General features: G+C 69.7%; 7 protein-coding genes. 4 read left to right on the top strand and 3 right to left on the bottom strand.

Annotation, left to right across the window (positions count from 1 at the left end; all coding sequences use genetic code 11):
- Positions 1 to 132: 132 nt before the first annotated feature.
- Entirely contained in the window at positions 133 to 702 is a 570-nt protein-coding gene (locus HMPREF3086_RS08700) for a hemerythrin domain-containing protein (RefSeq protein WP_061228377.1), read from the top strand.
- 209 nt (positions 703 to 911) lie between these two features.
- Here HMPREF3086_RS08700 and HMPREF3086_RS08695 read toward each other — a convergent pair whose 3' ends face one another.
- Together HMPREF3086_RS08695 and HMPREF3086_RS08690 are read right to left on the bottom strand one after the other, a co-directional pair.
- Positions 912 to 1,283 (bottom strand): DUF202 domain-containing protein, encoded by a 372-nt coding sequence (locus tag HMPREF3086_RS08695; RefSeq protein ID WP_061228378.1) that lies wholly within the window; start codon positions 1,281 to 1,283, stop codon positions 912 to 914.
- On the bottom strand, positions 1,280 to 1,654 hold the full coding sequence (locus HMPREF3086_RS08690; protein ID WP_061228379.1) for a YidH family protein: 375 nt from the start codon (positions 1,652 to 1,654) through the stop codon (positions 1,280 to 1,282). The genes HMPREF3086_RS08695 and HMPREF3086_RS08690 overlap by 4 nt, the downstream gene beginning before the upstream one ends.
- Positions 1,655 to 1,721: 67 nt before the next feature.
- Between HMPREF3086_RS08690 and HMPREF3086_RS08685 the strand changes: the two genes are divergently transcribed.
- From HMPREF3086_RS08685 to HMPREF3086_RS08675, 3 genes are all read left to right on the top strand, one after another.
- Positions 1,722 to 2,699: a bile acid:sodium symporter family protein gene (locus HMPREF3086_RS08685; protein WP_061228380.1), complete on the top strand. Its 978-nt coding sequence runs from the start codon at positions 1,722 to 1,724 to the stop codon at positions 2,697 to 2,699.
- 107 nt (positions 2,700 to 2,806) lie between these two features.
- On the top strand, positions 2,807 to 3,394 hold the full coding sequence (locus tag HMPREF3086_RS08680; protein WP_061228381.1) for a TetR/AcrR family transcriptional regulator: 588 nt from the start codon (positions 2,807 to 2,809) through the stop codon (positions 3,392 to 3,394).
- Complete coding sequence (locus tag HMPREF3086_RS08675; protein ID WP_082767663.1) at positions 3,391 to 4,962, top strand: MFS transporter; 1,572 nt, start codon at positions 3,391 to 3,393, stop codon at positions 4,960 to 4,962. Before HMPREF3086_RS08680 ends, HMPREF3086_RS08675 begins: the two co-directional genes overlap by 4 nt.
- A gap of 423 nt (positions 4,963 to 5,385) precedes the next feature.
- Here the strand turns inward: HMPREF3086_RS08675 and HMPREF3086_RS08670 are convergent, their stop codons facing one another.
- Positions 5,386 to 6,084, bottom strand: a complete 699-nt coding sequence (locus HMPREF3086_RS08670; RefSeq protein ID WP_061228382.1) for a type 1 glutamine amidotransferase domain-containing protein — start codon at positions 6,082 to 6,084, stop codon at positions 5,386 to 5,388.
- Positions 6,085 to 7,119 lie beyond the last annotated feature (1,035 nt).

Raw genomic sequence — 7,119 nt, 5'->3', positions numbered from 1 at the left:
GATGCGGCTCGTGCGCCCTCCAGGGCATGTGCGAGACGGAGAGCGCCACCCGCTGAGCGGACCGGTGGCCCGGCCCCACGGTCGCCCCTACGGTGTGGGACACATCAGTCGCCACCGTGGAAGGAGACCGACATGGCCGCCACAGACACGACCCGGGACGTCACCGAGATCCTCACCGCCGATCACCGCGAGATGATCGAGCTCCTCGACCAGATCGAGGCCACCACCGACCCCGCCGAGCGTCGCGCCCTCGCCGACGCCGTCACCGCCGAGGTCATGCGCCACTCCGTGGCCGAGGAGATGTTCGTCTACCCCGTCATGGAACGCGAGATCCCCGGCGGCAAGGACGAGGTCGAGCACGACAAGGAAGAGCACGACGAGATCGTCGTGGTGATGAAGAAGCTCGAGAACGTCGACGCGCAGGAGGCCGAGTTCATGGGCCTCGTCCGCGAGCTCAAGGGCCTGCTCGACCACCACGCCGACGACGAGGAGTCCGACCAGTTCCCCAAGCTGCGCGAGCACCTCTCGAGGGACACGCTGCTCGACCTGGGACGCAAGGTCGAGGCCGCCAAGCAGATCGCCCCCACGCGGCCGCACCCCAGCGCCCCCCACTCCGAGCTGTTCCACAAGACGATCGGCGCGGGCGTCGGGATGGTCGACCGGCTGCGTGACGCGCTGAGCGGGCGGATGAAGAACACCTGACGCCCGCGCCGCCGGCGCGGGCAGCGAGGGGCGGCGCGGGGCGGCAGGCGGCGCGGGGCAGCGAGGGGCGTTTTGGACGCAACCATGTCGGCCTGGCGGCCGTTTCGCCTACATGGTTACGTCCATTCCCTGCCTGGCTGCGTCCACGTCCGCGGAGGTCTGTCCCTACGGCGCCGGCGAGGGTGATCGGCGGTCTACGCCCGGCCGGGTCACCGGAGGGACGTCACCACGATCGCGGCCAACCCGCAGGCGGCGATGACGATCACCAGGGCCACCAGCCCGATGTTGTGGCGGGCCTGCGTCTGCTCGACCTCGCCCGCGCGGACGAACCGGTCCACCCGCTGCTCGTGCCGACGCTGCACCCGCAGAAGGGCCAGCAGCGGGACCACCACGAGCGCCGAGAACGCGGCCGCCCATGCCCACGACAGTTCCCCCACCAGTTTGGCGACGAGGATGATGTTCACCGCCACCACGGCCCAGGTGCGGGCCCACGACAGGCTGGTGCGCTCGGATTGGAGCCCGGCGTCCGGCGGCACCGCCTCGGGCTCCACGCCGATCCGGCGCGGGCGCGGCGAGGTCACCCGAAGGTCCCGCTCAGGATCGCCACCATGAGCACCACCGCACCCGCCGCGATGCCCAGGACCAGCAGGATCGACGCCTGTGGCATGGGCAGCGGCCGCTGGTGCCGCATGGCCACCTCGATCCGGATCCAGCGCCGGAAAGCCACGATCGCCAGCAGCCCGGCCAGCACCAACAGGATGCACGCGAGCGGGGTGCGGATGATCTCCGGGATCTCGTCACCCGCGAACGCCTCCAGCGCCACCGCCCCTGCCGTCAGCCCGAGGCTCGTGCGGATCCACGCCAGGAACGTGCGCTCGTTGGCGAGCGTGAAGCGAGGATCCGGTTCCTCGCCGTCCCGCAGCGCCCTGGGCCGCCACCCCTGCTCCGTCATCCGGCGTGCTCCGTCATGACCCGAGCCTATCGGGCGCCTCGCGCGGCGCGAGTGATGCAATAGGGGGATGGGCCTTCTGCGTCGTCTCCGGGTCGAGCCGTTCATCCTGGCGATCCTCGCCGCGGTGGTCGTCGCCGCGTTCCTGCCCGCCACCGGCGGCGCGGCCGACGCCCTCGACTGGGTGACGACCATCGGCATCGCCGTGCTGTTCTTCCTCTACGGCGCGCGACTCGAGCCCCGCGAACTGCTGGTCGGCCTCACGCATTGGCGGCTGCACTCGGTGGTTCTCGTGGCGACGTTCCTGCTGTTCCCCCTGCTCGGCCTCCTCGGGCAGTGGATCCTGACGCCCGTACTCGGCCCGGCGCTCGCAGCGGGGTTCCTGTTCCTCACGCTGGTCCCGTCGACCGTGCAGTCCTCCATCACGTTCGTGGCGATCGCGCGCGGGCACGTCAGCGCCGCCGTGGTGTCGGCGTCCGTGTCCAACCTCTTGGGCGTATTCGTCACTCCCCTGCTGGTGTTCGCCCTCATGACCACGGACGGGTCGGTGATCATCACGTGGGACTCGGTGGGGTCGATCGCGCTGCAGCTGCTGCTACCGTTCGTGGTGGGTCAGCTGCTGCGGCGGTGGGTTCTGCCGGTCATCCGCAGGATCACGCGGATCGCCCTGTTCGACAAGACCGTCATCGTGCTGGTGGTCTACGCGGCGTTCTCCGACGGGGTGGCCGACGGTATCTGGTCGACCATCGGCGCCGCCGAGCTCGCGTGGCTGCTCGTCGCGTGCTGCGTCCTGCTCGCGGTGGTGCTGGGCCTGACCGAGCTCGCCTCCCGCGCTCTGGGCTTCGAGGACCGCGACAAGCGCGTCGTGCAGTTCTGCGGTTCCAAGAAGTCGCTGGCCACCGGACTGCCGATGGCCGCCGTGCTGTTCGTCGGGCAGCCGATCGGCCTCATGGTGCTGCCGCTCATGCTCTTCCACCAGATCCAGTTGATCGTGTGTGCGTGGCTGGCCGGTCGCTACGGGCGAGCGACCGAGGCGACGCCCGCCTGAGCCGCGCTGCCCATTCAGTCTGTCAGGCCCTTCTGCCGGCTTCACGCCAGCGGGAGACTGCTGTACATTCGTACGCGTACTTTTGTACGGCAACGATGGGAGATCTCGTGACAGCCTCCGGACGCACCCGCGACCCCGAAAAACGCATCCGCGACATCGGGCGCGCGGCCGCCGACCTCATCGCCGAGAACGGCGTGGAGGCGCTCACGCACCGCGCGGTGGCGGCCCGGGCCGGCGTGGCCGTGGGCACCACCACCCGCTACTTCGCGGCCATCGACGACCTGCGCCGCCACGCTCTGGAGTACCTCGCCGACCGGGTCGACCGCGACCTCGCCGAGCTCGCCGAGGGGCTGGCCGTCACCGACGACCCCATCGCCTACCTCGCCGCCGCCGCCCACGCCGACCTCTCCGATCATCAGACGGTGCTGGCGGAGTGCTCGCTCGAGTACGCGGGCCTGTTCGAGGAGGACTTCCGTGATCTCGCCCTGCGCTGGTACACCGGCCTGACCGAGCTCCTCGCCCCCTATTTCGGGCGCGCCCGCTCCGAGATGCTGGCCATGTGCCTGGACGGGGTCTACATCAACACCGCACTCACCGTCACCCCGCCCGATGCCGTCCGCCTCGAGGCGACGATCCGTGCCCTGACCACCATGCCCGACATCACCGACGCACCCGACGAGGACCCCTCCGCATGAGCGGCACCTCCGCCCCTACGCGCGACGCGATGCACGCCGACCCGCATATCGTGGGTTCCTACGACCCGTCGCGTCGCTGGCTCGGCCTGGCCACGCTGGCCTTCTCCCTGCTGGCCATCACCACGGACATGACCATCCTCAACGTGGCGATCCCCGCGATGTCGGCCGACCTGCAACCCACCGCCTCGGAACAGCTGTGGATCATCGACGCCTACTCGCTGGTCATGGCGGGTCTGCTCATCTCCATGTCCTCCATCGGCGACCGCTGGGGCCGCAAGCGGATGCTCATGACCGGGTACGTGCTCATCGCGCTCGCCTCGGCCCTGGTACTGCTCGCCGAGTCCCCCGGGTACGTCATCGCGCTGCGCGTTCTCCTGGGCGTCGGCGCGGCCATGGTCATGCCGTCCACGCTGTCGCTGCTGCGAGTGACCTTCACCGACACCCGTGAACGCGCCACCGCGTTAGCCGTGTGGGCTGCCGTCGCCGGCATCGGCGCCGCCGTGGGCCCGCTGCTCGGCGGGTTCCTGTTGGAGACATTCCACTGGCAGGCGGCGTTCCTGGTGAGCGTGCCGATGATGGTCATCGCCTTTGTCAGCGCAGTCGTCACCGTCCCGGAATCCCGCGTCCCCGAGCCCGGACCCTGGGACCCGTTCGCCGCGGCGCTGACCCTCATCGGGATGTCGACCACTATCTGGGCCGTCAAGAAGTTCAGTGAGGAGGCGTCGATGACCTACGTGCCGGCGTGGATCGCCCTCGCCGTGGGCCTGGGGGCGCTGTCCTGGTTCGTCCGGCGCTGCCTGCGCTCGGACTCGCCACTGCTGGACGTGACGATGTTCCGCCACCGCATCTTCTCGGCCGGCGTCCTGGCTGCCCTCGTCGCGAGTTTCTCCATGTCCGCCGGCCTGTTGCTGCTGGCCCAGTGGTTGCAGCTGGTCAACGGCGCGAGTGCGTTCGAGTCCGGCCTGCAGCTCATGCCGCTGGCGCTGGCCGCCGCCGTCACCTCGCTGCTGGCGCCGGTGGCCTCGGAGCGGATCGGCATGCGCTCCACGATCTTCCTCGCCCTGTTCGTCACCGGCGCCGGCATGGTCTTCCTCGGCCTCCGCGGCGAGGACCTGGACCTGACCTCGGTGTCCATCGCCCTGGCCCTGATCGGGGCCGGGATCGGAGCGCTCGCGCTGGCCTCCTCCATGATCATGGGCGGTGTCCCGCGGTCGAAGGCCGGAAACGCCGCCGCCATGGAGGACACGGCGTATGAGTTCGGCGCCGTCCTGGGCATCGCTCTCCTGGGCTCTCTGGCCTCGTTCCTCTACCGTCGGGAGCTCGGCACCCCGGCCGAGGCACTGGTCCTGGGCCAGGAGGCGACGGAGGCTGCCCGCGACTCGCTGGGCGGGGCCGTGGCCGTGGCCGAGGCCGCTCGACTGCCGGACCTTGCGGTCCGCGCGGGCGAGGCCTTCACCTCCGGACTGGGGGTGACGGGACTGATCGGCGGGGCGATCCTGCTGACGTTCGCGTTCGTGGTGTTCGCCCTGACCCCGAAGGGCACCATGCTCGCGGATCTGGAGCACTGACAGACCAGCTGCGCCCGGCGGAGACGAACTCCACTAAACGATCGTGATCTCGAGCGCGTGCCGGGGGGGTCACAGTGGGCGACCCGGTGCCGGACAAAGCTCGTCCGGCCGATCGGTCCGCTGATGAAGTCGCGGTGGGCGTGGAGTGCGTCGGGTTGCAAGTTCTCCGGGTCGCCGTGCGTGGACAGTAGCCAGTCGCGGAAGTGCTCGCGGTGCTCGGACAGTCCGTAGCCCAGCAGCCCGAAGACGTGGGTGCGGTACCCGGCCTCGGTGCGACCGGGCACCACGACCGCTAGATGTCCGACGACGAGGGCGTTTTGTGGTTGAGGACGACGGGTTCGCCCTCGCTGTGGACGCCGAACTCGATCCGGTGGCCGGCCGATGACGGCGTCGCGGTCGACGGTGTGCTGCACCGGCACCGGGTCAGCCGAGGTCGGACACGATGCGCTTGGCCAGTTCCTCGGAAGACTGCGGGTTCTGGCCGGTGTAGACGTTTCGGTCCACGACAACGTGCGAGCTCCACGGCTCAGCGGCCTTGGAGTAGTTCGCTCCCAGCTCGACGAGCTTGTCCTCGAGCAGCCAGGGCGCGTTGGCGGCCAAGCCCACCTGCTCCTCCTCGTCGTTGGAGAACCCGGTCATCGTGTAGCCGGCGAACGGAGAGGAGGCCGGGTCATCGGACGCGGCGAGCACCGCGGCCGGCGCGTGGCACAGGAGCGCGACGTGCTTGCCCCCGCTGACGCGCTCCCGGAGGATCGCCCCGGAGGTCTTGTCGACGGCGAGGTCCTCCAGCGGGCCGTGGCCGCCCGGGTAGAACACCAGGTCGAACTCGTTGTGGTCGACGCTCGCCAGGTCGGTCGGCGCCTCGAGAACCTGAGCGAGACGGTCGAGGGAGGCACGGACGTGCTGCAGGGTCTCGGGGTCGCCCGCGCCCTCGTCGAGGCTCGCCTGGTCGACGGAGGGGGTGCGGCCGCCCGGCGTGGCCACGGTGATGGACCATCCGGCGTCGGAGAACACCTCGTAGGGGGCCACGAACTCCTCGGCCCAGAAGCCGGTCGGGTGCTGGGAACCGTCCTTGAGAGTCCAGTGGTCGGCTGCGGACAGGATCATCAGTACGTTCACCATGAGCGCGACCCTACTGATCCGAGACGGCCTCGCAAGTGGTCTCACCGAGTCACCTCGCGCGTGACCTCGCCCACAGATATATACATCTTCACCTGAACCACATGTGACAGAGGATGACATTCGCGATCCCGCTACCAGCACCTTTCTGCCGCGCGAGCGATTGGCGACATATCAGCAGGTCAGGACGGGTGCGGTCCGGGAGGCTGCTTAGGGAGCAAAACGTTGAAGAGCGGTGGGGCGACCCTTAGCGTTCACGCGGCATGAGCTGAGCGGCTCACGCGAGTCGAGGGGTGACCCGGGCCCCTCCCGGTGCATTGAAGGAGTTCTCGTTGGCCACAAAGCCCGTCTTGCTCCGTCGCACTGCTCCACTCACCGTCCTGACCGGTCTGGCACTGCTGGGGTTCTCGGCAGGGGCGGGAATCGCATGGATGACTGGGGCTACCGCCTCAGCATCCACGAACCACCGCGCGGATCCTTCCGTCGCGCAAGCGGGTTTGGTCTCTCCGACGACAACCGGCCCGACGTCCACAGCGGCCACATCGACTCCGGCGACGTCGACAGCACGCGTAGATGCCAAATCGCCGGAGTCTTCGAGATCCGAGGGGCCCTCGCCCGGGCCGGCGCCTGCTTCCGCACCCGCGCCCGCCGTCCGCGTGCCAGTGGCGCCCGTACAACCACCCGTGCGGCCGCGGTACACGCCGGCTCCCGCGCCGCAGCCTGTGCCGCCACCCGCACCAGCGCGGGCGCCGGCGCCCGCACCGATAGTGCCAGCAGCGCCTGAGCTGCCTCCGATCAACATTCCACTACTACCCGTCAATCCTCAGCCACCCATCCAGCCGCGGCACGTCACCCTCGGCTGAATCTCGCCAGAGAAAAATCGGAATATCAAGGAGAAAACACAATGATCCCCGCTGGAATCCTCGCCGCCATCGCCGCGATCGGGACCACGATCACGGCCGCCCTCGTCGGTCTCGGACCCGCTGCCGCGTCCGTGGCCGGGCCGGCCATCGCCGCCGGCCCGCCCGCGGTCGCCGG

This window comes from Dietzia sp. HMSC21D01 (assembly GCF_001815995.1).
GTDB lineage: Bacteria > Actinomycetota > Actinomycetes > Mycobacteriales > Mycobacteriaceae > Dietzia > Dietzia cinnamea.
Note: the sequence above shows the minus strand (reverse complement) of the source record. Positions and strands in the feature narration are given on the sequence as shown.

What these genes read in the sequence shown, in the direction of transcription:
- HMPREF3086_RS08700 (WP_061228377.1), top strand. Translation starts at nt 133, where the DNA reads ATGGCCGCCACAGACACGACCCGGGACGTCACCGAGATCCTCACCGCC.
- HMPREF3086_RS08690 (WP_061228379.1), bottom strand. Translation starts at nt 1,654, where the DNA reads ATGACGGAGCAGGGGTGGCGGCCCAGGGCGCTGCGGGACGGCGAGGAA.
- HMPREF3086_RS08685 (WP_061228380.1), top strand. Translation starts at nt 1,722, where the DNA reads ATGGGCCTTCTGCGTCGTCTCCGGGTCGAGCCGTTCATCCTGGCGATC.
- HMPREF3086_RS08675 (WP_082767663.1), top strand. Translation starts at nt 3,391, where the DNA reads ATGAGCGGCACCTCCGCCCCTACGCGCGACGCGATGCACGCCGACCCG.
- HMPREF3086_RS08670 (WP_061228382.1), bottom strand. Translation starts at nt 6,084, where the DNA reads ATGGTGAACGTACTGATGATCCTGTCCGCAGCCGACCACTGGACTCTC.